This is a genomic window from Plesiomonas sp. ISS29 (assembly GCF_056522795.1).
The window spans coordinates 2,115,102-2,140,307 of sequence record NZ_JAWRZQ010000001.1 but is presented as its reverse complement, the minus strand read 5'-3'; the positions used below and the strand labels follow the sequence as shown (position 1 = coordinate 2,140,307).

Below are 25,206 nucleotides of genomic sequence, written 5' to 3'. Positions count from 1 at the left end.
TGCGCGCATTATACGTGTTCTTTGCGGCTCTATCTCGGTATTCCTACATATTTTATCTTGTGTAAAAGAGAAAATATGCAGGCAACGTTAGCGAGGGTGTTATGATCTTACTTTCAGTCTACAGAGTTCAGTGTGGTATACAGATCATTGATAATAATTGCCAAATTATCAGCATTATTTAGAAGCATATTAATGGTTAACATAGGGTCAATCTGTAAAATACTACAAGCAATTTTTTTTTCTTCTGCGGTCAATACCCTGAATGGGGTTCCACGGAATTGAGGTTGCTTTCCTATGATATCTAAGTAAAAGTCATCTTCAATTTTTCCTTCCCATGCTTGTTTTTTAAACTGATTTATTGCTTCCTCTGCTGATGCATACTCCCAATTTCCTCTTTCATTGATAGCATAAATATAGTCTTGGGTATTAATAGCTTGGTGCGTTAATTCATGTAAAAAGGTGATAGTGTGGTAGTTTCCTTCTGTAATATATGCCCAGTCCTTTGTTTCTATCAATTTTCTTAGCCCATTTTCCATGTTGAATGTGTTTATTTTTGCATCGGCGTTAAAGTAGATGTTTCGATCTTTATCTTCAACAAAGGTAAATGCGTGTGTATTGTACACATTGTTCGATTCTATTATTTCTTTGGGATTTTTCGCTGCGTAGATGTAGATGTTATTTTTGTTTTTATTTAAACTTTCGGTTATTAAATCGTCTATTTTTCTAATTGCCCCTTCTATGAAATTCATGGATTGATTGATTATTACTTCATCATTTGTTTGTAATAAAATACATAGGTTTCGTTTGATTTCTTCACGTTTTGTTATATTTGAAAATGATTTAATTAAATCCATAGATACTTTTTTTATATGAATTGCTGAGTTTGATATATTATTAATTAATTTTTTTATTTTAGTGTTTTCTGAGCTGATAGCGTTATTATAGTCAATAATGGAGAAATTATTTATCCCAAAGTCATCATTGAGTTCTGCATGTAATTTCTCCTGAACTTGCTCTTTTGTTATTAATGGTATATCCCATTCGCCTCTAAAGCTTTTTGCTGGTCGATTTGGAAAGTTGTAGTTGATTACGCCTATATTACTCTGAGACTCTAGACTAATAAAGTCACTATCCTCAGCGAGTAAGGGCGGTGACTGAGAAAGTGAGGATTGCCAGCGTAACCAAGCGTTTTTTTGTTGGTTATATAGTGGTTCTGCCTGTTGTGGTGGGATGTTTATTGAGGCATCTATATGTGATAACTGTGAGGATTCTGAATCAAAATAATCTGATGATAAGCTGTCGAGTGATAGGTTATCAGTTGACTTATCACCATGTTTTCGGCGATGTTTATTCTTATATTTATTTTGGTGAATCGTTATTTCCCTATGCTCATTCGTTAGAAAAAACTCATGCGAACTCTTTTTATAACGGCACATTACTTGATTATCTTCTTGTGATCCAAGTATGTAAATAGAATTGAATTTTTTGTGGGGAGTTATACGAATATAATGCCCTTTGAAGTTTATAAATCTCTCTCTATTATTTGACTGTATAATACCTCTTGAGTTTATAGGTTTAACGTTTGGTATTTTTATTATTTTCTCTAATTTAGCATGCTCTATTGATATTTTAAGTTGATGCGACATTATAGGTTTTATTTTATTGCCTAAGTGGGTAGAAACGAAACCAAATCTTAATTGATTGTGGTTGTCTGTATATACTGGATATCCAATCTTTCTGATTTTTTTAATGTCATAAATTTCTAAGAAATTGACTCGTGGAGAGTTATGCCATCGTATTGGAATGAATTTGCCATTTATACGAACACACTGATAGGTTGGATGGCCTATGCTCCCAATGCGAATGTTATAGGTTTTTATTGTATTAAGTGGAGTGGGGGTTAACTGAGGAATGTAAATATTTCTCTCTGATGTTGATATTGAGAGCTTTTCCAGCAAATTTTTTTCTTGTTTTGTAAAGCTTACAGATGTAATGCTATGTATATCTTCTTCTAAAAAACTTTTGAAATCATCCAAGCTAAGTGATTTAATGTCATTTTCTTTTATGGGCCTATTTTCTAATTCTAATGTGGTTGTTTTAGCTTCAGTTTCTGTGGCTTTAATGAGAAAATCGTCAAGTATAGTTGGTGATAGCTGTATATCAATAGCAGTGGTTGCAGACATAATTAAAAATTGAATGATATCATTAGAGATCATATTGGTTGCAGCATTGCGTTCATTTACACTGTCTGCACTTTTTGCTTTTTCAATATGCAAACCAAACTCGGTAATCATAGTAACTGGGTTTGGGAATATTTGATCTAATGCGGATAATCCATCAATCCACTCATCTCTGATTACTTCACTATCAGATTTTATTAGTTTGTCTGCATCATTAATACGCCGTTCTTTCTGATTGCTAGTTAGTGTGTATATCAGTTGGGAAGTTATTTCATTTCGATTCAAAAAAATATAATTTTTATATTTACTTATTTCAATTAACCATCGGTCAACTCCCCGTTTTCCAAAAAGAGTAGGGCCATCCATTCTATTTTCGATAGAAAAGTATGATGATATCTCTTGAAGACCGGATGATGTTTTGCATTTTTCAATAATCCAATCTAATAAATTACTTATATTATCAAAGAAGTTAAACTTATTCGTTGATCTCGGCATGTACAGGACTACGTTTTCATTATATTCCGAAATTATAACTAACATATCTGTAGATAAATAATTGTTAATATCAAAAAGATATGTTTTAACTTGATGGCTTATGCTTGTGCCTGGTAAATTAAAGGCACGCAGTACCATATTGGAAGCATATGTTCCAATGTTGAATTTCTCTGTGTTTAGAGATGCAATGATAGCGGATAGATAAGTTATTTTATGAGCTTCATTATATTTTAACCAATACTCTTCTAATATGTTGCAGTATTTATTAAAAAAATCCATACGCCATATAATAAGAGCGAGTGTATCTGGTTTGATATTCAACGGTAGGTCATTTTCATTAAATACATGTTGTGCTGTTTGATTGTAAATTGCCGACAACATGTCTATGCTACTTGGATCTACCCAGTGATGACTACTAAAATTATCGATGACACATTGAGTGAGTGTTTTTGATTCAAGAGGTTTTCCGCTGTGAGCCCAGCCAGTAATTGAGTGCTCAGAGCTAGTGCCAAAATTAAAACGATGTAGATATACCTGATCTGGATTAAGATCTAAACCACATTGACTCTTAATTTCCTTTTGTAATAGCGTGCGAGCAGTACCTCGTATTGATGGATATAGTGTTTCAATTGATTGTTGTAGTAGAGATAATTTTGAAATAGGAGCATTTTTTTTTGTATTAATGACCTTCGTAGGGGAGTGCTCAGAGTAAGTGAATGCTGTGGGTGCTGATAGTGATGGTATAGCTTTTGCTACAGGTAGCAAAGACGAGATAAAATCAGCAATTCCAAATAGTGAAATGAAAGTGGGGCTAAGAAGCGTATAATGTTTTGATTTTTCACGTAAAATGGTTGCTTCTGTCAACATTGATAGTGTCATTAAAGGAATAGAAAAGTCTTTGCTATATTCATAAGTTCTAGTATGTACAGGCTGTTTTGAAATGTCTGAGAATGATCTTTTTTCAAGTCGAGCAGCTATATTTTTTTCTTGTAATGAATTTAAGTTTGCACAAGGATGATATATTGCATCACACTGTGTGTTTATATATGTATGTGTGGTTTTTATTGCATTGTTATTTTGCGTTGTTTCTGTTTTGTGTGTGTTGCAATAGAGTAGTGTCGATATGCCACTATTATATTTTAGATTTTCAATTGCTAGATTGTGTAACTTATCAGCTGCATTGTAAATATCTGTTTTTTTAATGGCTACCTTATTCTGTACAGTTGCTTTTGTAATGAGGTGTTTATTTGTAGTGGAGTTTGATGAAAATATAGCGACGGTTGGTTTTTCAATGATGTCATCTAATGTGTGGGTGGGGAAACTTATGTTATTGCATGAATAGTCTGGGTTGATATTTTTATCATTTATAATGGTTTTTATTGTGGTGTCAACTTCAAATGCTGTGCCCTGTAATTCTGATGTGGGATCTATTTTGGCATTTTTAGCGATATACCCAAGTGAATTCCAGTAGCTATTGACGCGAATAAATAAATTACCTATGAATGCAGGAGCCTGAAGTAAACTTCGTTGCGGAGAACCTTCATTTTTCATCCAATATTTTGTTGTTATAGCTAGCATAGCTAGTGCAGTAAACAGGTATCCGAGTGGGTTATTTTCATTTTGTTCTTGATGCTGATTTAGGTATGAATAACCAGTGTAGTCAAGCATTGTTTCTCTAATGAAGTGAGCAAGTTTGGAAATTGAATTTCCGTCTGAAAGAAGATGTGTGGATGCTAATCCTAGTGAGTGTAATAAAGCAGTATCAATGTTTCTTCTCTCTGTGATTGCTGTGTATAAACTATTGGCTAATATAATAATTTCAGTAGGAATGCCTGGGAGTACTTTTGATAGTGTAGAAAATATAAGCTCATTTCTCTTTATGTCGCCAAACATCATAATAAGCTGTTTGACACAGCGGCGACAATCCTCCGTGAATGGAATGAATTTTTCTGCTTTTTCTACTTCGGAATATGCTGTTAGAGAAATATCGTCAAGAGCGTCAAACCATACATCATCTATTTCGATATAATCAATAGCATTAAAGAAATCCTCATTGTTTTTTGGATCAGAAGAATCGGTGATTTGTGTTGGTAAGTTTCTAGAATAAGTTATTCCTAATATGCCAGTCATAAAAACATCCTGTTTTTGATAAAGACATTATTTTTATTTGGCTACTCCTCTTGATCACCAAAAATAACCGTGACCTGTGCACCGCCCAGCGCGCCATAGTCAAAGAGCAGCTCACCTTTGTAGTTTTCGACAATACCTAGCGCGATAGCTAGCCCTAGCCCCTGACCGGGCTTTAAGGTGTCAGCCCGTAGCCCGCGCTGTACAACCATCTGCTGCTTATTTACCGGAATACCAGGGCCATCATCATCAACGATCAGTATCAGTTGGTTATCCTGCATATTGGCGCGAATAGAGACAAACTCTAGACTGTATTTGCAGGCGTTATCAATGATATTGCCCATAACTTCCATAAAGTCATCTTTATCGCCGCTGAAAATGAGTTCAGGAGAGATATCAAGAGACAGGCTGATACCTTTGCTGGCATAAACTTTGTTAAATGCGCCACATAAGGCATCGAGCATGCCGGCCACCGAGGTTAATTTACGGTTAAGAGGCCCGTCGTGCGGGCGATCGGCGCGGCGCAGATAGTAGCCGATTTGTTGTGAGATCCGGTCAATCTGCTCTTGCAGCACCGGTTCGGCTTCGTCAAAATGGTTTTTTTCGGGGGATAACCGTACAGAGCGCAGGGTAGTTTGCAACACGGCCAGTGGTGTTTTCAGGCTGTGGGTCAGATCGCCGAGCGTTGCGCGGTAACGCTCTTGCATCTGTTTTTGTGCGGTAATCAGCCGGTTTAAGTTGATGATCAGGCGGCGTAACTCTTGCGGCGGTTTCGGGCTGAAATCGAGTTGCTGACGCTGGTTGTTCTCTAACTCTTCAACCTGCAGGGCAAGGTTGGCAATTGGCAACAAACTCCAGTTGGCTGCCAGCCACAAAAGAGGAATGATCAGCAAAACATGTGCCAGCAACACCCACTCAAACAGCAGCCAGACATAATCGGCATTCTGTAACTCTTGCGGTACGGCGTCAAGAGTCACAATCGTCATTGATGGCAGTTCATTGCTGGCCGGATAGGTGTTTACGGCCACCGAGTAGGTCACCGAGTCATCAATATACTCATTCAGGCCCGCTTTTAAACGCTCGTTGTTCATCAGTGGGTAGGTGGCTATCGGGTGTGGGCTGTCTATTTCATAGAAACCGGGCTTTTTCAGCCATTCGGGCGCTATTGCTTTTTCAAATTCTGGCACATTTTCCAGCCGCCAGAGCAGTTTTCCATCGGCATCATAAATCCATGCCAGTAGCATTTTATTGCGAAGCAGGCTGTTTGGCACGTGTACGCTGAGCTTATCTTCTTTCCAATGAGCGAAGTTAACGAATAAATTGCCTTCACTACTCATGATCCGGTAGGTTGATTTTTCAAACACATAGACATAACCGCCAATCGCCACAATGCCGTAGAGCAGTGATAACACACCGATTAATACGGCGGTTGCCAGTAGAAAACGCAGCCGTAATGACTGAAATTTCAGGCTGCCGATAGCCTGTTTAATACGGTTAATACCTTGTGTCACCCGAGAGAATATCACCATTATTGGCAACTTAGTTCAAAGCGATACCCCTGACCCCGTACGGTGGTGATCACCTCGCTAAGCCCTTCGTTTTCTTCGAGGGCCAGTTTACGACGCAGGCGGCCCATTAATACATCAATGGTGTGCGTTTCACGCAGTTCGGCATCGGCATACAGTTGAAACATCAGGTGATCTTTGCTGATAACTTGCTGATGATTACGCATCAAGTATTCGAGGATTTTATACTCAAAAGCGGTCAGTTTTACCGGTTGCTGGTGAATAGTCAGTTCACGGCGTGAAAGGTTTAGCTGATACGGGCCGGCTGTCATATAGGTAGACGCAATGCCGTTACTGCGGCGAAGCAGTGCCTGTAAACGAGCAACTACTTCCTCTAGCTGGAATGGCTTGGTGACATAATCATCAGCGCCAGATTCTAGCCCCTGAACTTTTTCCTGCCAGCTTTCGCGTGCGGTCAGTATCAGTATCGGCAATTTTTTTCCGGCGGCGCGCCAGCGGCGGATCAGAGATAAACCGTCTTCATCGGGCAGGCCGAGATCAACCAGCGCGATATCCAGCTCATGCTCTTGCTGAAAATAGTCCGCTTCCACGGCATCTTTTGCCGCATCAACCTGATGCCCTTGCTCTTCAAGTTGCACTTTCAGGTGATGGCGGAGCAGAGCATTATCTTCAACAATAAGAATACGCATTAAAACCTCAAACAGTGACCAATGTAGACAGCGGTGCTGTATTGCTTCATATCCCAATACAGTATTTTAATTTAGGGATATAGCTTAAGAGCAATGCAGCACCGTTTAACCGCGAAATACGCGCAAAAGTGTTATATTCTAACTCTATACACTCTAACGTTAACTGGTATTAACATGCCATATGTTATCTCACACTCTGCGGATTTTTGTTTAAACCTGCGGTAAACCAATGCGCAAACAAAAAAGCCGACAACAGTGTTATCGGCTTGAATATAGAGCTTATTTTGCCATTTTTTGCACACTGTTTTGCGGGGAAACAGCGGTCAACTCAAGGTAAAATGTTGTCATGCTGTTATTTTCACAGCATGGATTTGTATTATTTTAGTGCGTCAACCATTTGCACTGCATGGCCAATATAGTTGGCTGGTGTCATGGCTTTCAGGCGTGTTTTTTCATGTTCAGGCAGGGCCAGACCATCAATAAACTGCTGCATACCTTCTGCATCTACGCGTTTACCACGGGTCAGCTCTTTGAGTTTTTCATACGGTTTTTCGATACCGTAGCGGCGCATCACGGTTTGAATCGGCTCTGCCAATACTTCCCAATTGTGATCAAGCTCGTTGGCAAGGTTGTTCTCATTCACCTCAAGCTTACTAATGCCTTTAAGGGTGGATTGATAGGCGATCAGTGAGTAGCCAACGCCAACACCTAAATTACGCAGTACGGTAGAGTCCGTTAAGTCACGCTGCCAGCGTGAAACCGGCAGTTTAGCCGCCAGATGATCAAACAGTGCATTGGCCAGCCCGATATTGCCCTCTGAGTTTTCAAAATCAATCGGGTTCACTTTGTGCGGCATGGTAGAAGAGCCAATCTCTCCGGCAATGGTTTTTTGCTTGAAGTGATTGAGCGCAATATAGCCCCACATATCGCGGTCAAAATCGAGCAGAATAGTGTTGAAACGGGCAACCACATCGAACAGTTCGGCAATGTAGTCGTGCGGTTCAATTTGTGTGGTGTACGGATTCCAATTTAGGCCAAGTGAAGTAACAAAACTTTCACTAAAATTGTGCCAGTCAACATCAGGGTAGGCGGCCAGATGTGCGTTGTAGTTGCCGACTGCGCCATTAGTTTTACCGAGAATTTCAACTTGTTGCAGTTGACGGAACTGGCGCTCTAGGCGGTAAGCCACGTTAGCCATCTCTTTACCTACCGTTGATGGTGTTGCCGGCTGGCCGTGGGTACGCGAAAGCAGCGGCATGTCGCGGTAGGTGTGTGCCAGACCTTTGATCTGGTCGATCAGCGTGCGCCATACTGGATTCAACACCTCTGTGCGGGCCGTACTCAGCATGAGGCCGTGCGACAGGTTGTTGATATCTTCAGAGGTGCAAGCAAAGTGGATGAATTCACTGACTGCATTGAGTTCGGCAATATCTGCGACTTTTTCTTTCAGGAAGTACTCAACCGCTTTGACATCGTGGTTGGTGGTGCGCTCAATGGTTTTAATTCGCGCAGCATCGGCTTCGGAAAAATCGCTCACAATCTGATCAAGGAAAGCGTTTGCGTCGGCGCTGAGTGCCGGTACTTCAGCAATGCCTTCACAGGCGGCAAGCTTTTGTAACCAGCGAACTTCTACCATTACCCGAAATTTCAGTAAACCAAATTCACTGAAAATGCCACGCAAGGCGGTGACTTTATCGCCGTAGCGGCCATCAATCGGGGATACAGCTGTCAGAGCGGACAGTTCCATGGGGATAAAACTCCTGAGTTCAGATAGTAAACGTTGATACAGAAAATAGAAAAAAGAGGGCCATTTACAGCTCGGCAAGCATACGCTTGGCCTGTTCAGCCAGTTTTCCGCGCGAAAAGACCAGTTGTAATCGGCTGCCACCCACTTGTCGCCACAGTACGGCAGCGCGAATTCCGGCTAATAAGCAGGCTCGAATTCGGCTTTGGACAAGGCTGTTTTGCAGATGGGTTGGGTTGCCGGTTACCTGAATACGCGGCCCAAGGGGGCTGATGACATCAACATAGATCTCGGCAATGGCACTGACCATCTGCTCATCAAGCAGATCAAAATGGGCGAGCTGGCGATCAAGGCGTGTAATGCGATCAGACAATACCGAAACGCTGTCTTTACGGGCAGAGAGTTTTTTCTCGAGGATGATCAGCCCGATTAAGTAGCGGGTGAGTTGGCTATCTTGCTGCCCCTTCATGCCGGATAACTGGTTAATCAGCGTCTCTAACCCGAGGCGTAGATTCAGCGGCTCGTTATCAAAAACGGCCAGCGTTGATGTAGGAGATGTCTGTAAGATGCTGTGTAGCGAGGCGCGAAGCGCCTCGCTGTGACTGTTTCCATCGCGTGCAATCTCTTGCACTAATCTCACTGCCTGACACATGCCGGAAAGTGCAATGACAACATCCGTGGTATTTTTTGCCACTGAAATCACTCCTTGATTTGCGCCTCAATAATACCGCCGCCCAAGCACACTTCACCGGCATAAAACACGGCTGATTGGCCGGGGGTCACGGCAATTTGTGGCTCATCAAAACGCACTTCGATTTTATCATCATCCAGCGGCGTTATGGTGCACGGAATATCCTGCTGGCGATAACGGGTTTTCACCGTGCAGCGAAAAGGCGCGGTAACGGTGCGGCGATCAACCCAATGCAACTGCTGGGCAATCAAACCGTTTGATTTGAGGCGAGGGTGATCATGACCCTGTGCAACAATCAGCTGATTATTTTCCACATCTTTTTCAACCACATACCATGCTTCTTCAGAACCCTCTTTGGTTCCACCAATCAGCAACCCTTTACGCTGACCGAGCGTGTGGTACATCAGACCCTGATGCTCGCCCATCACAATACCGTCAGCACTGACGATCTTGCCCGGTTGTGCCGGTAGGTAACGGCCTAAAAATTCCGTGAATTTACGCTCACCGATAAAGCAGATCCCCGTAGAGTCTTTTTTCTTGGCGGTGATCAGCCCAATCTCTTCGGCAATACGGCGCACTTCTGGTTTTTCGAGTTCACCAACAGGGAACAGGCTTTGTGCGACTTGCTCAGATCCCAACGTATACAGGAAATAGCTCTGATCTTTATTTTGATCAAGCCCGCGCAACAGTTGTACCTGCCCGTTTTCATCGCGATCAGAGCGGCGCACATAGTGGCCGGTGGCGATATAATCTGCGCCCAAATCTTCGGCGGCAAACTCTAAAAAGGCTTTAAATTTAATCTCTTTATTGCACAGAATATCTGGGTTTGGCGTACGGCCCGCTTTGTACTCTTCAAGGAAGTGTTCAAAAACGTTATCCCAATACTCAGCGGCAAAGTTCACCGTGTGTAACTTCATGCCCAGCTTATCGCATACCGCTTGGGCATCGGCCAGATCCTGTGCCGCAGAGCAATACTCCTCGGTGTCATCTTCTTCCCAGTTCTTCATGAACAGCCCCTCAACCTGATAGCCTTGTTGCTGCAGCAGGTAAGCGGAAACGGAAGAGTCAACCCCGCCGGACATCCCGACGATCACTTTGATATGGCTGTTATCAGACATTTGTGTATTACACCCGTAGTGGCCATGTAGATGGCCCGATAAAAAAGTTGATAGAATTCTTCTTTCAGAATTCAAGCGGCAGATTTTAACATAGAACAGAGGTGTCGCCCAGATCAGCAAAACCCCGTTTAGCCGCGCCTTAACCGTGCCCTTACGTTGTGGGGCAGAGCAGAGCCTATCTTGTCTTTGGGATACAGGCTGTTTGGCTTATTTTACCTTGATTGAGTTAGGGCTAATATCGCGCCATGTGCCATTCTCAAGCCCTTCGAGATCCCACTGACCGACTTGAAAACGAATCAAGCGCAATGTTGGAAAGCCGATATGTGCTGTCATTCGGCGAACCTGACGATTACGCCCTTCAAACAACGTCAGCTCAAGCCATGATGTAGGAATCGCTTTGCGCTCACGAATCGGCGGGTTACGCGGCCATAACCAGTGCGGCTCATCACGCAACTGCACCTGTGCCGGTAGTGTCGGGCCATCATTTAAGGTGATGCCTTCACGTAAACGCTGCAAATCAGCCTCTGTGGGCACGCCTTCAACCTGAACCCAATAAATTTTACCGGTCTGTTTATTTGGCTGTGTCAGTGTAGCCTGTAGCTTACCGTCATTGGTTAGCACCATCAGGCCTTCACTGTCGCGATCGAGCCGGCCGGCAGCGTAAACACCTTGTACGGGGATGAAATCTTTTAATGTGGTTCGACCAGATTCATCAGTAAACTGCGGTAGAACATCAAACGGCTTATTGAACAAAATGATACGCTGCGGTTCGGATAACGGAGGCGCTGGTTTACGTAACGGGCTGCGTTTAAACGGTTTGGCTGATTTTTTTTTCGTTGGGCGTGTAATCATTTTACTCTGTTCAATAAATTCTGTGAGCAAAACAGTATAGCGGATTCTGCAAGAGATTGGCGGAACGATAATGTTCGAGTATTATTGACGCGCCTCTTACAAAACCATAACAAATGGACGCTCGAAGGAGATGTCAGGAGATGTCAATGGAAAGCAAAGTAGTTGTACCGACCGAAGGCCAGAAAATCACGCTGGATGCGCATGGCAAACTGGTTGTTCCACATAATCCGGTAATCCCTTATATCGAGGGTGATGGTATCGGCATTGATGTTACTCCCGCGATGAAGCTGGTGGTTGATACCGCCATCGAGAAAGCGTACAGCGGTCAGCGCAAAATCGAGTGGATGGAAGTTTATACCGGTGAGAAATCAACCCAGATTTACGGGGAAGATATCTGGCTGCCGAAAGAGACATTAGATCTTATCCGTGAATACCGTGTGGCGATTAAAGGCCCACTGACAACCCCTGTCGGCGGTGGTATTCGCTCTTTGAACGTGGCTCTGCGCCAAGAACTTGATCTGTACATTTGCTTGCGCCCAGTGCGTTATTACAACGGTACACCAAGCCCGTTGAAAAATCCTGAACTGACTGACATGGTTATTTTCCGTGAAAACGCGGAAGATATTTATGCCGGTGTTGAGTGGAAAGCAGGCACCGCCGATGCAGATAAAGTGATCGCCTTTTTACGTGATGAAATGGGCGTGAAGAAAATTCGCTTTACTGAGAACTGCGGTATCGGCATTAAGCCAACCTCGGAAGAGGGCTCTAAGCGTTTGATCCGTGCGGCGATTGAATACACGATTTTTAATGATCGTGATTCGCTGACGCTGGTTCACAAAGGCAACATCATGAAGTTCACCGAAGGGGCTTTCAAAGACTGGGGTTATGAGCTGGCACGTGAAGAGTTTGGCGCTGAACTGCTTGATGGCGGCCCGTGGATGAAACTGAAAAACCCACAAACTGGCCGTGACATTATCATTAAAGATTGCATTGCTGATGCATTCTTGCAGCAGATTTTGCTGCGTCCGTCTGAATATGATGTTATCGCCACCATGAACTTAAACGGTGATTATATCTCTGATGCTTTGGCCGCTCAGGTCGGAGGCATTGGTATCGCACCGGGTGCCAACATTGGTACTGAGTGCGCGGTATTTGAAGCGACTCACGGTACTGCTCCTAAGTATGCCGGACAAGATAAAGTGAACCCAGGTTCACTGATTTTGTCTGCCGAGATGATGCTGCGTCATATGGGGTGGTTCGAAGCCGCTGACTTAATTGTTAAAGGCATGGAAGGTGCTATCGCTGCGAAAACGGTCACTTATGATTTTGAACGCCTGATGGATGGCGCTAAGTTATTGAAGTGCAGTGAGTTTGCTAAGGCGATGTGCAAACATATGTAAGCTTGTAGTCACAACAAAAAGCCAACACCTGCGTTAATGGCATGTTGGCTTTTTGTTTATTTATATTCTTCCCCAAAACCCTTCCCCAAAACTGTACAAAAAAAGCACAGTTTAGAAGGCGGATTTTTTGATCCGTGGAAGCATATATCGCCAGCTTGATGACGCCAAGCTGCGAGGGCGTAGCTTAATATCACAGACTTCTCGCTTAAGAATTAAACTGCAACGACAGACCAGTCTTTACCCCGATCATCATTGTATCGGTCGGTCATTTTCTGTGATTTGTGACCGAGTAACTTCTGTGTCTCTAACCCTTGTTCACGATACAAACGTTCAGACAGCGAACGCTGCTCATGAAATGTGGGGGCTGTTCCTTCTTCCCACGTAATGCCTGATTTGTCTCTGGCTTTTTTAAACGTGGTGGTGATTGCGTTGGCCGACACTTTACCGCCGCGAATCGCTTGCGATGTGGTATGTCGAAAGTGAATCAAGTATTGGCTAAGTACCGCATCACGGCATTTTGTGATCACTTCTTTTAGTGATGTGTTAATGGCATGGCAAGTGATGTTGAGCGGGATGGCCAGCCGTGCGCCCGTTTTCTCTTGCGTGATATGCAGCATGTCATCCCAGATATCTGAAAACTTCATGTTTGAGATATCGCCAATACGCTGACCGGTCACCAAAGCTAGCAGCATGGCACACTGCAAATAGGGTGGGTGATGCTCGGCAGCGGCGTAAATGGTTTGCCACTCTTCCAGCGATAAGCGTTGGCGTGTAACCTTATTGCGAGGTTGCTTGGTTGCTTGTGCGGGGTTGTAGCCGGGCGGAACGTGTCCGGCATGTTGAGCCTCTTTGAAAACATCAATGATCACCATTCTGACCACCTGAGCCATGCGGTTATGCCCCTGTACTTTTACGGTATCAATGATTTCTGCCACTTCCAGTGCAGTAATATCTTTTAGATAAAGCATGCCTGAGTGCTGGCGCAGTAACTCGACCGGCTTTCTTTTTTGCTTAACCGAATTGATTTTTATATCGCCTGTTTCAAGCCGTTCCTGCTGAATTTCAAGATAGCGATCAAGCCACGTGGTAACTGTGATGAACTCTCTTGATTCCCGCATTCGGGCAATTTTCTCATTAACGGTTAAGATTTGGCGTGTGCGCTGCTCTGCGATGGCGCAGTTTGCATCACAGGCGATTTGCTTTGCTTCTTCTTCGTTCGTTCCGAGACTGTAAAATTTACCGCTGATCGGGTGTTTATATTGCCAGTACACGCGGCTTGTTCGTTTATCGAGTTTGGCATACAAGTTGGGAATGGTTATTTTATGTGTTCGAGGTCGTGCAGCCATCTTCGATAATCCTTTTTAATTTAGGGTTAGCGTTTGGCGAAAGCTTCGGTGCGGCCAGCATACCCACAAACCGAGCCTCACTATCAATAAACCATTTTCTACCCATTTTTACAGCCGGTGGCACTGTCATTTTACCTTTTGCGTAGTATCGCAATGTGCGCAAACTTGGTGCTTCAGCGCCGAATTCGTCTTGAGCCCATTTTTCTAAAGAGATGGTTCTTGCCATTATTAAACCCTCGCGTGAAAGCGGCGTAGTTAATATGCCGCTTGATAGATAATCAATTACAAAAACGTCTCAGATAACCGTCAGAACGGAATATCATCATCAAACTCATCGGGATTACATGCGCTACTGGCAGGTTGGTTAGCGGCTTGCAATCGAGATAGGGGAACATCTCTTGCTTGGCTGTACGGATTCACTGGTTGGCGTTGCGATGATTGAGTGTGCCCGTGTGAGTTGTTGTTTCGCTCATCTTTGTCTTTTAATGTGTTTTCCAGTGCTGCAATAGCTTCAGCAGGTTTATTGTCAGAGTGCTCTGCATAGGTTTTACGGCTTCCTGATTGAAAAATATGCCGAATTTCAAATCGGTATCCGTCTGCTCCGTCATTCTTCGTGTATAAGATTTTCTGTAAAAATAGGCCAATATTTTTGCCCACAAGGCTAGGGCATTGCCATTCAACACTGCCATCGTTTAAATTCACTTGCTGCGGCTGCAATTGTTTAACTTGCGCGGCCCACATCAACGCAGACACAAGACCCATTGCAAAAGTAGGGCTTCCGTCTTTCCCCATGTAATTAATCTTTAAGTAATTAGCTTTTGAACCGTTACTGTCAAAACTTAACTCTAGTGCTTGAGATTGACTGCCATCACGTCCAAATACATAAACTGCCGAAGTAATTACACCTTCATATGCGCCAGTTTCATTAATCCCACTTGAAGTTCCGGCCTTTTTTGCTAATTCAGCGGCGCTTGCATCCCACACAAAACTCATTGGTTGGTTCATGTTATTTTCCTTATAGCTCAGTCATAAATTCGGTGATCGCAGTGTCTACTGCGTGCAGATCGTTATCCATTTCAATTTGGTCAGGAAATAAATCAGGTGGTGCTTTGGCTGTATCGTTATCATCGCCTTTAATTAAAAACATATGCTTTCCATCTTTTTTTACAGCGCGTAGCACAATTGGAAAGTAACCTTCAGGTGTTAACTTTTCATTAAGCATTTTTCCTGTTGTTTTCATGCGAATTTTCCCGTCACTCTCTTCTGTGTGAGCAAGGAAATAAACGCGAAAATCATCGGGCAATTCTGTTGCGGCCATAATAATCCGCCAGATGTGATCGGCCATTTCAGTGTATTTGGAGTAGCCAGTTTGATAAGCGCGGTTCATATTTTCATGCTGCATGACAGCTTGAAAATCATCAATAATTAAAACGCGTCGAGTTTTTGATTGCACCATTCGGTAAATAGTATTTAGCACCGACTCCCAATTATCAGAGCGAAGAACGTTGCCGCGCTGCTTGCTCCCATCGGGTAACGGTTTGCCGTGGAGCTTCCAGCCTGCTGACTTAAACGGAAGCATTTTAGGGATGCACTGAAGCAGCATGACATCTTCAGGGTTAAAGTTACGCAGGCTGTAGGATTTGCCTGCGCCAGAGTCACCAAGAATTAACACAGGCGTGCCCATTTTTTAGCTCCTTTCTTTTTTAATTATGCATTTGATAGGTGATAAGCGGCTGTGAATAACACATCTTCATCTGTGCTGTTTGCTTCTAGCCAGCGTAAATAGCCAGGGTTTACACAGGCGACTTCTTTGAATGTTGACCCTTTGTACTTGCCGAATTGAATTGTGTTTAACAGCATAGGAGCTACTGATATTTCACACATTTCAGAAACCGTCCAGTTGCTCATCTGCACCATGTAAATAAGCAGCTCGGCAGTGACATAGCAGTCATACAGTGCGCGGTGAGCGTGTAGGCCTTCGGGCACATCAGGCTTTAAACCAAGGCTATAGCGCAGATATTGATTTCCATGTCGTGGGTGTTCAGGAAACAGTGATCGGGCTAGTTTGAGCGTGCAAATCCACGGCGAGTTAATTTGAGGAAGCTTTGAGCGGTCAAACTTTGCGCTATGAGCAACGTAAGCATCAGCACCTAAGTAGCGGCCAATGACTTCATTCAGCGTTGGAGCGTTCTCTACCATCTCTTCGGTAATGTGGTGAATTGCCATTGCCTCAAAACTGATAGGCTCATGCGGCTTTACAAAATCACTCATGGGATTGCAGATAATGCCGTCTACAATATCGACGCTGGCAATTTCAATAACGCCACCTTCCAAGCTGGTTGTTTCGGTGTCGATTACTCTGATTCGATTAAGCATTTTGAATCTCCGTTCTTGCATCGGTAACAGCGTCATATTCAGCAAGCATGTTCGCGATGTTATTTAACTCAGAAGGTTGCACGTGGTATCGCACACACAACCATGCGATCAGCACCAGTACGTCACTGCTTTCAGCGTTCATAATTAATTCCGGCGTTTAGATAGGCGATTAGGGTTCAGTAAGAAATACTTCTCATCACATTTTTTATCGCTGCAAAATGCGCATATTGCTTGTGATCTATAGTTGTAAATAATTCTAAATATTGCGTCATTTTTATGTCTATGCTGACCGCAATACCCACACGTTACTGTTTCTACGTGCTTGGTTGCTGACATAAGGAATAGCGTTTCTGGAATATTCCGTTCAGGCTGATTATAGCTAATGCACGTTATTACTCGTTCATTACTGGCTTGGTCTGGTGGGGATATACTGGAAACGGTGAATATGTCATTTCCTAATCTAACAGGAGCGCCTAGTAGTGACTCAGTTAATTCTTGAGATGTTATTTTTGGGTAGGGGAACATATAATACCCTTTGTTATTTACTTTATTTAAGGTGAGTTAATCCGCCGCTAATGCATAGCGGTTTAATTTAAAGTCAGTTTTTTAGAGAATTTATTTAATCATCAAGCCATTTTTCCGAAAAGTGCAATGCGCCATAGGTCTTTTGCTTGATTGGCAATAGGCTCATCTACCACCGTGTAACACCTTGGATAATTAGAACCAAGTTTTTTGTATTCCATTTTAAGATGGAGGTCGCCATCTTCGCTTATTTTATTCAAGTGGTGGACTATTGTTGACGATGGTAATTTTGTTGCCAATGACAAATCTTTTACAAAAAAGACGCCTAACTTAATGGCTGCATCCTTAATGATGTCCCGCTTTTTTTTACACAAACGACTCATGTATCAACCTCCATGTTAATGCGTGCCCGCCGGCACTAGGTGCGGCTCTACAGATCGGGAAGCATACGGCCTGCGAATGTATCGCAAGCTGCCTTGTGGTTCATGCCAGTAGACCCCATCGCGGTAATTGAACGAGACTAGCCATGCTGCACCGGTGCGGTTATTACGCATGGTCACTGCGCGGCCACATTTTGGAACTGAGTTACTGATCAGCATTTCAACCCCCGATAAGTGATACTTCCGCTTACTGCGCTTATTACTCTGTTAGAACATCCGCCAGCCGACTCTTTAGATTTTCGTGTGGCGGCTAACGTACCGCTTTTTTTCGCATTGAATTCAGCCATGCGACGTGCGTTATAACGTTGTCGAGCATTCATAGAACCTCCTTCAGTAGACTTTGGTGGTGGGCTAGTTGTGTTGCCAAGCGCACCCCAAAGCCTACTTACTGCTTTGGCTCACCTGTATTCAGGTGAGGAACTGATTGTTAAAGAGCGTCCAACGTCCTGTTGGGTGTTGCGTCCTGCTGTATTGATGGAGTTCATTTAAAACCATAGTTGTTATCATGTCAACAACGAAAGTTGTTTAAAATTCCATGCATATGCGATCGTGGTTTTATTTGGTTGTTTTTATTGGTTTTATTTTTTCTGTTTTACGATTGAATTTTTCTATGGGGATAAAAATTGAGGAGATGTGTTTTCATAGCGGGGTAATGTTTGATTGTTTTTTGAGCGAAGTGGTGAGTTTGGTTATGTATGTGGGGGGGGGACTGGCGTAGGCTAGGCACGTGATGAGGGTAATAAAAACCCCGCTCGGTGGGCGGGGTTTTTATGCGACGTGTGAGATATCAGGGTTTTGATATTGTAGAAGCGTTTCCGTTTTCTATCACTCCAGATCGTATTGTGTAGCTACCTAGAATTTTCACAGTTTTGTTTTCTTTCATTGCGTCAAAAAGTAAAGAAATTTCATCTTTGTCGTCAATGAATGACGTATCAACTGAAACAGGAAAGCTTTCATCACTTGACGGTTCTCGGCAGCTTAGCGTCAACTTTTCTGATGTGCGTTTAATGCTATCTATAACCAGTTCAATATTGCGCTCTTCTTTTTTCGCTTTTTCTATTGGATTTTTTATTAGTTCATGTACATCATTTTGTGACAAGTTTACCTTCGATGCACTTTCTATCTCTATCCTGTCGGCATCACTAGCGGCTTTTAACACGCCCGTGTAAGCTTTTGCTATATGTTCTTGTATTCCTTCGGCTCGTTCTATTGTATCTACACCGGCGTTAGCTCTCATAGACTGCAGCATTCCATCTTTAAGGATGGATAATCGTTCGTTCTCTGACTTACTTTTATTTTGCTGCTGCTGGGTTTCTTCTTGTTTTAGTGAAATTTCTGACTCTGATTTTAAGTATGAAGTACCAACCCATGCACCACCGAATAGTGCAATGGCAAAAAGAAAGCAGGTTGTCTTTTGGGTTGGGCTCATTCCTTGTGTCACCTTATCAAATGCACTTCCACAAGCGTTGGTTAAGTCCGTAAGTGCCGTGATGATCTCTGTACATCCAGGGTTTATCGAAAATACTATCTCTGCATTTTCCCTGTCGCTGCTACCAAGCCTTTGTAGGTTATCTGTCTTATACCTTATCAGAGTATAGACTTTATACATCTCCGTCTGAAAATCACATAACCCCTGAGCTAAGGATGCAGGAAGAGTCCCATTATAGCGTTTTTGATCACCGTATATTTTAAATTTTACTGATTCAAAAAGCTTGATATTGAGCTGCTCTATGAGTATTTCTTCACCCGATTGCAGCCGATTAAATACATTTTCTAGTGATTCGACACTGTCTATTATGATTGAGTTAGTCACTGTTTATTCCTAGGTTACACATTTATTTTATGTGGATCTCTAATGCTTCCTGCTTAGGCGTGAACCCTTACCCAATTTTGTAGTATTTAATTGACTCATGAATCAGTACTTTACCCATCACATAAAACTTATGCTGGTTATCATCAGTTATGTACCATTTCTCATATACCGGATTATCAGATAGCACGGCAAGCCGATCTCCCTGCATTTGCAATCTTTTGATATGAAATGTGTTACCGAAGACAAACACGTATACACCATCAGTTTCAAAGCTTCTTACTGATATATCAACGAAGACGCGATCACCTGATGTGAAAGTCGGGGCCATGCTATCGCCGCTAACTGTAATGACTTGAACAATCTCTTGAGACCTTGTTCCGAATAATGAACGCGCATAGTCTGATGTGAACTCAATCGCATGTATCACTTCAACAAAATCAGACACCATGAACGTCCCTGGTCCTGCACTGGCTTGAACATCCAAAACATCAACCCTGTATATATGTCCAGTTTTGTTATCTATTTTAGACACAACCGCAGTGCTTTTTCCATCATCTTTCATCGGTTCGTCACCGGAAGATAACCATTCCGGTCTGACGTTCAAAACCCCAGCAATATCAATTAATTTAGTTGAGTTCTGCGCCAATCCAGCTTCAATTTTCTGGATAGCAGCTTGAGACACACCGACCGAATCTCCCAGTTTCTTTTGAGAGAGTCCCGCCTGTGTTCTGGCTAGTTTTAGACGGTTTGCAAGATTCATTTTCATATCTGCGACTCTACAACCGAAGTTGTAATTATTCAAACGAATAAGGTTGTTGACTAATAACAACTATGGTTTTATTATTCAACTCAATGAACGATGGAGGTTGTGATGAACAACGTAATTAAAGCCGCCATTGTCTTAGTGGGGTCACAAAAAAAACTTGGTGCCGCGTGCGGTCTTACTCAGCAATCGGTTTATAAGTGGCTTCACAACAAGGCAAAGGTATCACCAGAGCACGTAAATCATATTGTGAATGCGACTGGTGGGAAAATTCAAGCTTATGAGATTAGACCTGACTTACCACACCTGTTTCCGCACCCGTAACACAGTTTAAGTAACACCGCTCTTTAACATACTGCTGGCCACCTGAAGACAGATGGCAACCAACACAAAAACCAAATGCAACCAACATGGCTGTATGGCCGTAACTATTTATTAGCGTAAGGATTATTTCAAATGAAGGACGCAAACTACAGCAAGAAAGCTGCAAAAGAAATTCACAGCCGCATTTTAAACGGTATTTCGATAGTGGGTCAGCGAAACATAGCGGATGCGGTGGGTGTTCACGAGTCGCAAGTCTGTCGCTGGAAAGAGTCAATGATACCGAAGCTGTCTATTATTTTGGCGATGATCGGCATGACTGTAAATGACGGTGGTGTAGGGGAGTTATGCGCTCAACTACTTGCCCAGCTAGAAAAAGAAAAAACCTCGAAAGCGGCAACTTTTGAGGCTTAGTTTGAGGTGCTTATGAGTGAAGCTATCAATTCACGGAGGTGATTATGAGTAGGTTATCGCTGCTTTGCAAGCAGATAAACGCATCAGATGTTGCAAACATAAGAGGATACCGCTGATGGGTACAGCAGAGGTAATCATGTTTCCCGCACCCTCGGTGGAGGGAGAACGAGTGGCAGATCTAGAAAATGGCTTCACACGAATCGCCAATGAACTTCTGGAGGCTGTTATGTTGGCCGGATTATCTCAACACCAGCTATTAGTCTTCATGGCCGTCATGCGAAAAACATACGGCTTCAACAAGAAGTCTGACTGGGTGAGTAATGAGCAGCTTTCTTTACTAACAGGCATTCTTTCGCACAAATGTTCAGCCGCTAAATGCGCATTGGTTAGGCGTAAAATTTTCATTCAAACTGGTCGATCTGTAGGTATAAATAAATCTGTCAGCGAATGGGAAAGTTTACCCGAATCAGGTAAGGAAAATAAAGTTTACCCGAAAGAGGTAATATTACCCGAATCAGGTAAGGAAAGTTTACCCGAATCAGGTAAGCGACATTACCCGAATCAGGTAAACACAAAAGACACTATACAAAAGAAAGAAAGAAATAAGAGATCCCCCAAACCCCCACAGGGGGATATCACTTTGAAATCTGACTCAGGTGGTTTGACTCACACGGCATCAAAACTGATTGATCACTTGAACAGAAATCTTACTGCACTGGCCGAGAAGCAGGGTAGGCCAAAACCTATGGGCTTTCGACATGCCAAGCAAAACATCACGCTGATTGTCGCTCGACTGAAAGAGTTCAGCCAAACCGACTGTGAGCTGGTGACGGACTATTTGACCGAGATGTGGGGTGCAGACGTTGAGATGCGTGAATACCTCTGCCCGACATCAATCTTTCGGCCAACAAAATTCGATGATCGTGTTGTTAGGGCTCATAACTGGAACACCGCAGGTCGCCCTGTTCGTGATGGCAAGCAGTGGGACAGAAGCCGAAAATCATCGTTCAGCCTAACTGACGCACTGAATGACACATCGTGGGCTGACAACGGTCTGGGGTTGTGATTATGGGTGAAATAAAAACTTTTGAATCCATGCCAGGTGGCCGACGTTCGCTGCACCGGATGGCCCAGCAATTCGTTGATTATTCACAAGCGCAGATAAACTCTGTAGCAGTGCAGAACGTGAACGATATTTTTCGTGAGCTGGCGATCACATTCCCCGCGTGGCGTACGGCATACCCAGACGCTGAAAGCCTGAACAGTGCAAAACAGGTGTGGGCAAAAGGCTTGATTGAGAATGACGTAACAGACATGGAGCTGATCTGCATCGGTCTGCGTGTAGCCCGATCTCAAGCTATGCCGTTTATCCCTAGCGTCGGCCAGTTTGTCGCGTGGTGTAAATCGGAAGTGCCAGGCCAGCTTGGTTTGCCAACCGCTGACGAGATCATGACTGAGTTCGATCGTTACAGCGCTCGCCATCACGATTACTCAGGGGATGAATTGTTCCCGTGGTCTACACCGGTGATGTACTGGATTGTGCTTGATATGCGCCGCGCGATGTATCGCTACAATCAGACTGCCGCAGAAGTGCAAAAGTCAGCTATCAAGCTGCGGGCGCAGTGGGAAAAGAAATTGCGGGCCGGTGAAGCAGTGCCAGCACCTGTTGTACAAGTTGAAAACAAATCTCGGCCAGCCAGTCCTGTACAAGCACTTGATACTGATGGGCGCTACAAAAACGCAGGAGCGGCAATGCTGGCTCGTATTCGTTCCCGCAAATCAACGGAAAGGGTCGATGAATAAACAACGTTATTTTTTAGTAGACGAAATCCGACGGCAAAACGTAATTCAGTTCATCAAAACACTTCCTACCGATCAGAAAAAACCTCTCGTAATCACCATTCAAGAACAAACCCGCAGCATAGACCAAAATGCCAAACTCTGGGCTTGCCTGACTGATATCTCAGACCAAGTGGAGTGGTATGGCAAAAAACTATCACCTGAAAGCTGGAAGTATGTTTTCAGTGCGGCACTGAAAAAGCAGGAAGCAGTACCGGGTATTGATGGCGGCTTTGTTGTTTTAGGTCAATCGACTAGCCGAATGGCAGTAAGCGAAATGCGTGACCTTATTGAGCTGATTCAGTCATTCGGTGCAGAGCGAGGGGTGCGGTTCGGTGATGAGGCCCAGTCAGCAATGTTGTGGGCACAGGCTCGCATTCGCAGGTAATCAGAATGGAGGTTAATTACTTTATGGAGGATACAACACCCATGCTAACGGCGTTGATTTTATCTGTCGTTGTACTTTTGTTGATCTGGCTACTGTTTGTGGCTAATAGCCAGATAGAGCGAATTGTCCCACGCACATCAGAGTTAAACATGTGGGATAAGGATTTGGAGTCAGCACGTGATCTGCGTGAATTGGCAGCGCGTTGCAAAGCAGCGCGGGGAGTGCGGGAAAATGGCTAATGCATATTCACAGCGATTGGCTGATCTGAAATCACGGCCGTTCACGCTTGACTTGTTTACGGATGGTGACAACAGCAAGTGCCGGAGTTTTTATACTGCTGAGAACAATGCGTTGCTGCAAGACTGGGCCGGTGATTTAAAAAAACTGGGAGGCAGTGCATTTGCAAACCCACCTTACAGTCGTGCAGAGCAGGATGATAACGGTGATCAGGTAACAGGCATGGTTCACATCATCAATAAAGTGATGCAAGAGCGCGAAGCCGGTGCACGGGTGGTCATGCTAATTAAAGCTGCTACCAGTGAAACATGGTGGCCAGAGAATGCTGATCATATTGCGTTCATTCGTGGCCGAGTTGGATTTGATGTGCCTGATTGGTTCAATGCACCAGAAGATGAACCGCAAAAAGCAGGTGCGGGTTTTGCCTCTGCGGTAGCTATTTTTGACAAAAACTGGGCAGGTGGCCGCATGAGTTATATTTCTCGTGAGGCCCTGGAAGGACTTGGCGGCGATATTTTGAGCATGATTGCGGATCAGGCAGCAATGCTGGTGGCTCTTTCTGAACCAGAATTAGCGATTTCCGAACCAGATTTGCCAGTATCTGAACCAGAATTAACTAATTCTGAGCCAGAAGAACCCGAATTTATACCAGAAGTGACCACCCATAAGCCGGATATGGTGAGTTCTGAACCAGAATTAGCGATTTCCGAACCAGAGGTTAATGAGGTGATAAAGCAGGATGATGTTTTACCCACCCATATTACTGACATATGCGAATACGCGCTAGTCAACTGTGAGGAGGCTGCTTGTTAAAACCCAAACTACGTAAAAGAAAGTGCGTGATATGCCGAGATTGGTTTATACCGCGCTTCATTAACGAGCGATGGTGTTGTCCAGAACATGGTGCACAATTCGCAATGCAAATACGAAGTCGATTAATGGATAAGGCAATACAAAAAGAAAAGCAGCGACGACAAAAAGACGAATCGGAAAAAAGACACGCGTTAAATGCCCGAAGAAAATCAGTTAAACCCCTCCGTTATTTTACCCAGAAAGCCCAGCAAGCCTTTAACCAATACATCCGCACCCGTGATGCTCATTTGCCCTGCATTAGCTGTGGCAGGCATCACACAGGTCAATATCACGCTGGTCATTACTTAACGACTGGTGCTCATCCAGAGCTTAGGTTTGATGAAGATAACTGCCATAAGCAGTGTTCTGCTTGCAATAACCACCTTTCCGGAAACATTGAGAATTACACGCCAAAGTTGATTGAAAAAATAGGCGCTGAGCGGTTTGAGCGATTAATGGGTATGCATGCATTGAAAAAACTAACGAGAGATGAGCTGGAGGCTATAGCCAAACATTACAGAGACAAAACCAAAGCATCTTGTCAGCAGGAGGTTGCATGAACGTTATAGAGATGACACTAAGCGACGAACAGCATCAGTGGGTTGACCAGTTGTTACAACGTTGGGGGGCGTGGGTTTATTCTGGAAGACTGGAAAAGCGAATGAGCAACATGATTGCTCGCTGGATGGACGCAGCCGATCCGTCTCGACTCATGCCAGAGCGCCCAATGTGCAGCGATGAACAAGGTTTGTTGATTTCTCAGGTCGTAGACCGTGTTCTCGCTATTGATAAAAAAGCACTCGGCATGGTGATTAGCTACTACGCACACGGCGCATCGAAGAGAGCAATAGCATCGTACTACTGCCAGACTGCAAAGCCTCGCAAGATGACGGGGCGTGGAGGTTCAGGGAGGCGTAAGCCTTCATTGGTAACGTGTCGCAGAGAAGTTGATCAGGTGCTTGATGCGGCGCTATGGTTGATTTACCGTGAGCTGTATATTGCGATTAACGTGCAAGATAATGCCGCTAAAATGAATAAACGTACTGCATCTTGCCGACATCTCTAATTTTAGG

Annotated in this window: 27 protein-coding genes and 1 pseudogene; 11 read left to right on the top strand and 17 right to left on the bottom strand. The window is 43.7% G+C overall.

What is annotated here, in order from left to right:
- Window positions 1-113: 113 nt before the first annotated feature.
- The 7 genes from AC1HDJ_RS09670 to rluE form a co-directional block, all read right to left on the bottom strand.
- Entirely contained in the window at window positions 114-4,805 is a 4,692-nt protein-coding gene (locus AC1HDJ_RS09670; RefSeq protein ID WP_479535450.1) for a dermonecrotic toxin domain-containing protein, read from the bottom strand.
- Between the two features lie 41 nt (window positions 4,806-4,846).
- Entirely contained in the window at window positions 4,847-6,331 is a 1,485-nt protein-coding gene (gene phoQ / locus AC1HDJ_RS09665; protein ID WP_479535448.1) for a two-component system sensor histidine kinase PhoQ, read from the bottom strand.
- Window positions 6,331-7,017, bottom strand: coding sequence for a two-component system response regulator PhoP (gene phoP, locus AC1HDJ_RS09660; RefSeq protein ID WP_479535446.1), 687 nt, complete (start codon window positions 7,015-7,017; stop codon window positions 6,331-6,333). The genes phoQ and phoP overlap by 1 nt, the downstream gene beginning before the upstream one ends.
- 376 nt (window positions 7,018-7,393) lie before the next feature.
- Window positions 7,394-8,764, bottom strand: coding sequence for an adenylosuccinate lyase (gene purB / locus AC1HDJ_RS09655; RefSeq protein ID WP_479535444.1), 1,371 nt, complete (start codon window positions 8,762-8,764; stop codon window positions 7,394-7,396).
- Between the two features lie 64 nt (window positions 8,765-8,828).
- Window positions 8,829-9,455 (bottom strand): high frequency lysogenization protein HflD, encoded by a 627-nt coding sequence (gene hflD, locus AC1HDJ_RS09650; protein WP_479535442.1) that lies wholly within the window; start codon window positions 9,453-9,455, stop codon window positions 8,829-8,831.
- Window positions 9,456-9,460: 5 nt separating this feature from the next.
- Window positions 9,461-10,570 carry a tRNA 2-thiouridine(34) synthase MnmA gene (mnmA, locus tag AC1HDJ_RS09645; RefSeq protein WP_479535440.1) on the bottom strand — a complete coding sequence of 370 codons (1,110 nt, stop codon included), beginning with the start codon at window positions 10,568-10,570 and terminating at the stop codon, window positions 9,461-9,463.
- Window positions 10,571-10,777: 207 nt separating this feature from the next.
- Window positions 10,778-11,422, bottom strand: coding sequence for a 23S rRNA pseudouridine(2457) synthase RluE (gene rluE / locus AC1HDJ_RS09640; RefSeq protein ID WP_479535438.1), 645 nt, complete (start codon window positions 11,420-11,422; stop codon window positions 10,778-10,780).
- A gap of 146 nt (window positions 11,423-11,568) precedes the next feature.
- Here rluE and icd point away from each other — a divergent pair, with 146 nt between their 5' ends.
- Window positions 11,569-12,822: an NADP-dependent isocitrate dehydrogenase gene (gene icd / locus AC1HDJ_RS09635; protein WP_479535436.1), complete on the top strand. Its 1,254-nt coding sequence runs from the start codon at window positions 11,569-11,571 to the stop codon at window positions 12,820-12,822.
- Window positions 12,823-13,034: 212 nt separating this feature from the next.
- Here the strand turns inward: icd and AC1HDJ_RS09630 are convergent, their stop codons facing one another.
- The 10 genes from AC1HDJ_RS09630 to AC1HDJ_RS09585 form a co-directional block, all read right to left on the bottom strand.
- The gene (locus AC1HDJ_RS09630; RefSeq protein WP_479535434.1) at window positions 13,035-14,168 is read right to left on the bottom strand and encodes a site-specific integrase; all 1,134 of its coding nucleotides are present in this window, start codon (window positions 14,166-14,168) and stop codon (window positions 13,035-13,037) included.
- The gene (locus tag AC1HDJ_RS09625) at window positions 14,143-14,394 is read right to left on the bottom strand and encodes an excisionase (RefSeq protein WP_479535432.1); all 252 of its coding nucleotides are present in this window, start codon (window positions 14,392-14,394) and stop codon (window positions 14,143-14,145) included. Before AC1HDJ_RS09625 ends, AC1HDJ_RS09630 begins: the two co-directional genes overlap by 26 nt.
- Before the next feature lie 80 nt (window positions 14,395-14,474).
- Window positions 14,475-15,173: a hypothetical protein gene (locus tag AC1HDJ_RS09620; RefSeq protein WP_479535430.1), complete on the bottom strand. Its 699-nt coding sequence runs from the start codon at window positions 15,171-15,173 to the stop codon at window positions 14,475-14,477.
- A gap of 10 nt (window positions 15,174-15,183) precedes the next feature.
- Entirely contained in the window at window positions 15,184-15,852 is a 669-nt protein-coding gene (locus tag AC1HDJ_RS09615; protein ID WP_479535428.1) for an ATP-binding protein, read from the bottom strand.
- 23 nt (window positions 15,853-15,875) lie between these two features.
- Window positions 15,876-16,544, bottom strand: a complete 669-nt coding sequence (exoX, locus tag AC1HDJ_RS09610; RefSeq protein ID WP_479535426.1) for an exodeoxyribonuclease X — start codon at window positions 16,542-16,544, stop codon at window positions 15,876-15,878.
- Entirely contained in the window at window positions 16,537-16,686 is a 150-nt protein-coding gene (locus tag AC1HDJ_RS09605; protein WP_479535423.1) for a hypothetical protein, read from the bottom strand. The genes exoX and AC1HDJ_RS09605 overlap by 8 nt, the downstream gene beginning before the upstream one ends.
- A 484-nt stretch (window positions 16,687-17,170) precedes the next feature.
- The gene (locus AC1HDJ_RS09600; RefSeq protein WP_479535421.1) at window positions 17,171-17,449 is read right to left on the bottom strand and encodes a hypothetical protein; all 279 of its coding nucleotides are present in this window, start codon (window positions 17,447-17,449) and stop codon (window positions 17,171-17,173) included.
- Window positions 17,450-17,464: 15 nt separating this feature from the next.
- Window positions 17,465-17,659, bottom strand: a complete 195-nt coding sequence (locus AC1HDJ_RS09595; protein ID WP_479537080.1) for a hypothetical protein — start codon at window positions 17,657-17,659, stop codon at window positions 17,465-17,467.
- Window positions 17,660-18,293: 634 nt separating this feature from the next.
- Window positions 18,294-19,319, bottom strand: a complete 1,026-nt coding sequence (locus tag AC1HDJ_RS09590; RefSeq protein ID WP_479535419.1) for a hypothetical protein — start codon at window positions 19,317-19,319, stop codon at window positions 18,294-18,296.
- A 67-nt stretch (window positions 19,320-19,386) separates the two neighbouring features.
- Window positions 19,387-20,079 carry an XRE family transcriptional regulator gene (locus tag AC1HDJ_RS09585; protein WP_479537078.1) on the bottom strand — a complete coding sequence of 231 codons (693 nt, stop codon included), beginning with the start codon at window positions 20,077-20,079 and terminating at the stop codon, window positions 19,387-19,389.
- A gap of 111 nt (window positions 20,080-20,190) precedes the next feature.
- On the opposite strand from AC1HDJ_RS09585, the gene AC1HDJ_RS09580 reads away from it, so the two are divergent.
- From AC1HDJ_RS09580 to AC1HDJ_RS09535, 10 genes and pseudogenes are all read left to right on the top strand, one after another.
- Window positions 20,191-20,406, top strand: a complete 216-nt coding sequence (locus AC1HDJ_RS09580) for a YdaS family helix-turn-helix protein (protein ID WP_479535417.1) — start codon at window positions 20,191-20,193, stop codon at window positions 20,404-20,406.
- Between the two features lie 132 nt (window positions 20,407-20,538).
- A complete protein-coding gene (locus AC1HDJ_RS09575; protein WP_479535415.1) occupies window positions 20,539-20,817 on the top strand; it encodes a CII family transcriptional regulator in 279 nt (92 codons plus the stop codon).
- Window positions 20,818-20,932: 115 nt separating this feature from the next.
- Window positions 20,933-21,404: pseudogene (locus AC1HDJ_RS09570) on the top strand (replication protein); the annotation flags it as partial.
- Between the two features lie 158 nt (window positions 21,405-21,562).
- A complete protein-coding gene (locus tag AC1HDJ_RS09565) occupies window positions 21,563-21,883 on the top strand; it encodes a conserved phage C-terminal domain-containing protein (RefSeq protein WP_479537076.1) in 321 nt (106 codons plus the stop codon).
- 2 nt (window positions 21,884-21,885) lie between these two features.
- On the top strand, window positions 21,886-22,620 hold the full coding sequence (locus AC1HDJ_RS09560) for a replication protein P (protein WP_479535413.1): 735 nt from the start codon (window positions 21,886-21,888) through the stop codon (window positions 22,618-22,620).
- Window positions 22,613-23,044 (top strand): recombination protein NinB, encoded by a 432-nt coding sequence (locus AC1HDJ_RS09555; protein ID WP_479535410.1) that lies wholly within the window; start codon window positions 22,613-22,615, stop codon window positions 23,042-23,044. Before AC1HDJ_RS09560 ends, AC1HDJ_RS09555 begins: the two co-directional genes overlap by 8 nt.
- Window positions 23,045-23,085: 41 nt before the next feature.
- On the top strand, window positions 23,086-23,283 hold the full coding sequence (locus AC1HDJ_RS09550) for a hypothetical protein (RefSeq protein WP_479535408.1): 198 nt from the start codon (window positions 23,086-23,088) through the stop codon (window positions 23,281-23,283).
- The gene (locus AC1HDJ_RS09545; RefSeq protein ID WP_479535406.1) at window positions 23,276-24,094 is read left to right on the top strand and encodes a phage N-6-adenine-methyltransferase; all 819 of its coding nucleotides are present in this window, start codon (window positions 23,276-23,278) and stop codon (window positions 24,092-24,094) included. Before AC1HDJ_RS09550 ends, AC1HDJ_RS09545 begins: the two co-directional genes overlap by 8 nt.
- Complete coding sequence (locus AC1HDJ_RS09540; protein ID WP_479535404.1) at window positions 24,088-24,693, top strand: recombination protein NinG; 606 nt, start codon at window positions 24,088-24,090, stop codon at window positions 24,691-24,693. Before AC1HDJ_RS09545 ends, AC1HDJ_RS09540 begins: the two co-directional genes overlap by 7 nt.
- Window positions 24,690-25,199, top strand: a complete 510-nt coding sequence (locus tag AC1HDJ_RS09535) for an antiterminator Q family protein (protein ID WP_479535402.1) — start codon at window positions 24,690-24,692, stop codon at window positions 25,197-25,199. Before AC1HDJ_RS09540 ends, AC1HDJ_RS09535 begins: the two co-directional genes overlap by 4 nt.
- Window positions 25,200-25,206: the final 7 nt, after the last annotated feature.

Excerpts from the sequence above, each read along its gene's own strand:
- AC1HDJ_RS09670 (WP_479535450.1), bottom strand. The coding sequence starts at position 4,805 with ATGACTGGCATATTAGGAATAACTTATTCTAGAAACTTACCAACACAA.
- phoQ (WP_479535448.1), bottom strand. The coding sequence starts at position 6,331 with ATGGTGATATTCTCTCGGGTGACACAAGGTATTAACCGTATTAAACAG.
- phoP (WP_479535446.1), bottom strand. The coding sequence starts at position 7,017 with ATGCGTATTCTTATTGTTGAAGATAATGCTCTGCTCCGCCATCACCTG.
- purB (WP_479535444.1), bottom strand. The coding sequence starts at position 8,764 with ATGGAACTGTCCGCTCTGACAGCTGTATCCCCGATTGATGGCCGCTAC.
- mnmA (WP_479535440.1), bottom strand. The coding sequence starts at position 10,570 with ATGTCTGATAACAGCCATATCAAAGTGATCGTCGGGATGTCCGGCGGG.
- rluE (WP_479535438.1), bottom strand. The coding sequence starts at position 11,422 with ATGATTACACGCCCAACGAAAAAAAAATCAGCCAAACCGTTTAAACGC.
- icd (WP_479535436.1), top strand. The coding sequence starts at position 11,569 with ATGGAAAGCAAAGTAGTTGTACCGACCGAAGGCCAGAAAATCACGCTG.
- AC1HDJ_RS09630 (WP_479535434.1), bottom strand. The coding sequence starts at position 14,168 with ATGGCTGCACGACCTCGAACACATAAAATAACCATTCCCAACTTGTAT.
- AC1HDJ_RS09625 (WP_479535432.1), bottom strand. The coding sequence starts at position 14,394 with ATGGCAAGAACCATCTCTTTAGAAAAATGGGCTCAAGACGAATTCGGC.
- AC1HDJ_RS09620 (WP_479535430.1), bottom strand. The coding sequence starts at position 15,173 with ATGAACCAACCAATGAGTTTTGTGTGGGATGCAAGCGCCGCTGAATTA.
- AC1HDJ_RS09615 (WP_479535428.1), bottom strand. The coding sequence starts at position 15,852 with ATGGGCACGCCTGTGTTAATTCTTGGTGACTCTGGCGCAGGCAAATCC.
- exoX (WP_479535426.1), bottom strand. The coding sequence starts at position 16,544 with ATGCTTAATCGAATCAGAGTAATCGACACCGAAACAACCAGCTTGGAA.
- AC1HDJ_RS09605 (WP_479535423.1), bottom strand. The coding sequence starts at position 16,686 with ATGAACGCTGAAAGCAGTGACGTACTGGTGCTGATCGCATGGTTGTGT.
- AC1HDJ_RS09600 (WP_479535421.1), bottom strand. The coding sequence starts at position 17,449 with ATGAGTCGTTTGTGTAAAAAAAAGCGGGACATCATTAAGGATGCAGCC.
- AC1HDJ_RS09585 (WP_479537078.1), bottom strand. The coding sequence starts at position 20,079 with ATGAATCTTGCAAACCGTCTAAAACTAGCCAGAACACAGGCGGGACTC.
- AC1HDJ_RS09580 (WP_479535417.1), top strand. The coding sequence starts at position 20,191 with ATGAACAACGTAATTAAAGCCGCCATTGTCTTAGTGGGGTCACAAAAA.
- AC1HDJ_RS09575 (WP_479535415.1), top strand. The coding sequence starts at position 20,539 with ATGAAGGACGCAAACTACAGCAAGAAAGCTGCAAAAGAAATTCACAGC.
- AC1HDJ_RS09565 (WP_479537076.1), top strand. The coding sequence starts at position 21,563 with ATGGGCTTTCGACATGCCAAGCAAAACATCACGCTGATTGTCGCTCGA.
- AC1HDJ_RS09560 (WP_479535413.1), top strand. The coding sequence starts at position 21,886 with ATGGGTGAAATAAAAACTTTTGAATCCATGCCAGGTGGCCGACGTTCG.
- AC1HDJ_RS09555 (WP_479535410.1), top strand. The coding sequence starts at position 22,613 with ATGAATAAACAACGTTATTTTTTAGTAGACGAAATCCGACGGCAAAAC.
- AC1HDJ_RS09550 (WP_479535408.1), top strand. The coding sequence starts at position 23,086 with ATGCTAACGGCGTTGATTTTATCTGTCGTTGTACTTTTGTTGATCTGG.
- AC1HDJ_RS09545 (WP_479535406.1), top strand. The coding sequence starts at position 23,276 with ATGGCTAATGCATATTCACAGCGATTGGCTGATCTGAAATCACGGCCG.
- AC1HDJ_RS09535 (WP_479535402.1), top strand. The coding sequence starts at position 24,690 with ATGAACGTTATAGAGATGACACTAAGCGACGAACAGCATCAGTGGGTT.